This window comes from Dryocola clanedunensis (assembly GCF_038405435.1).
GTDB classification, from domain to species: Bacteria; Pseudomonadota; Gammaproteobacteria; order Enterobacterales; family Enterobacteriaceae; genus Dryocola; species Dryocola clanedunensis_A.
Window position 1 is genome coordinate 1 of sequence record NZ_JBBYHZ010000040.1, and the last position, 1,106, is coordinate 1,106.

General features: G+C 46.9%; 3 protein-coding genes. All 3 read right to left on the reverse strand.

The annotated features are described in order from the left end of the window. Window positions 1-37 precede the first annotated feature (37 nt). The gene (locus AAE045_RS23185) at window positions 38-235 is read right to left on the reverse strand and encodes a hypothetical protein (RefSeq protein ID WP_455549678.1); all 198 of its coding nucleotides are present in this window, start codon (window positions 233-235) and stop codon (window positions 38-40) included. Next, a complete protein-coding gene (locus AAE045_RS23190; RefSeq protein ID WP_455549679.1) occupies window positions 214-354 on the reverse strand; it encodes a hypothetical protein in 141 nt (46 codons plus the stop codon). The genes AAE045_RS23185 and AAE045_RS23190 overlap by 22 nt, the downstream gene beginning before the upstream one ends. Window positions 355-440: 86 nt before the next feature. After that, window positions 441-1,106: hypothetical protein (locus AAE045_RS23195; protein WP_455549680.1), on the reverse strand; the 666-nt coding region annotated here is incomplete at its 5' end.

A 1,106-nucleotide genomic window follows, 5' to 3' on the forward strand; every position in this document is an offset into this window, starting at 1 on the left:
AACTCAGGCTCTGGCATTTTTGGTGCTGGCTGCTGGCTCACAACATCACCTCTGGCTGATTTCTGTAGTCCAGGACGATTTCAACCGTCAGGTCTTTCAGCTGCTTAGCTTCGAATGGACGGTGAATGTGAAGCTTGCCGTTTTTGTTAACTGCAGCTCGCCACGGCTTACCCTGGTGCATGACAAGCATGCCAGGTGTTATGCACTGGCGAATTACTGTTTGGGTGTTGTACATAGTGCCTCCAGTGATTTGCGAGCCGCACGAATCAGGCGGCGTACACGTTTGGATAATTCGGATTCAGCGGGGTAGAAAGCGGACATGACGCCGCTTCCCGCGAGGCTTAGTTGCATCATGGGAAATTCCTTCTGTTGGGGTTGTGTTCATTCATCAGCGGATAGCGCTCAGGAATGGGCGCAATAAAAAACCACCCGAAGGTGGCTTAGATGACGTTTAGCTGTTGGTCTATGTAGGCCTTGTCAGCCTCAAGTTTTTCTTTCGACTTGTTGAATTGTGAGGCTAGACTTTCGATTGATTTGTCATAACTGGAATGCATGCTTTGGCGGATAAGAAGCATCTCTTCATCGCTGAACTCAATGCTCATTTTCTTTAGCTGCTGTAATTCTTCAACTCGTAACGAACCGCTTTCCAGAAGCTTCATCGCGCAAGATTTAACAAATTCTTGCGCCTCTTCGTATGTCTTGAAGAATGTGACATCTGAATAGCCGCCACTTCCATCACCCCATCGGTTTACTCGAAGACCGATTTTTCCATCAGAATTACCAAGAACCGACATCATCTTAAGGCCCTCATATCTCTTATTGCCGTAGGAGTTTTCGATAACAGACATGTACTCAGAGAAGCGCTCTATCTTTGGAATACGATAATCAGCCGGTACGGCATAATTGAGTTGCCCGGTCATTACATCGACGAAATGGTTCAAGTCTTGCTCGTCAATGTGATCAGCAAAGGCTTTCACCTGCTTAAGCTGATCGCGATACAGGCTCAGTTTGTTTTTGGTGTCTGCAATCTCACGATTAACGGACTCAATCTGTGCCTTGGCTTTTGCAAGTTCTGCTTCTTGTCGCGCCTTCTCTTTGGATAGATA

What these genes read in the sequence shown, in the direction of transcription:
- AAE045_RS23185 (WP_455549678.1), bottom strand. Translation starts at nt 235, where the DNA reads ATGTACAACACCCAAACAGTAATTCGCCAGTGCATAACACCTGGCATG.
- AAE045_RS23190 (WP_455549679.1), bottom strand. Translation starts at nt 354, where the DNA reads ATGATGCAACTAAGCCTCGCGGGAAGCGGCGTCATGTCCGCTTTCTAC.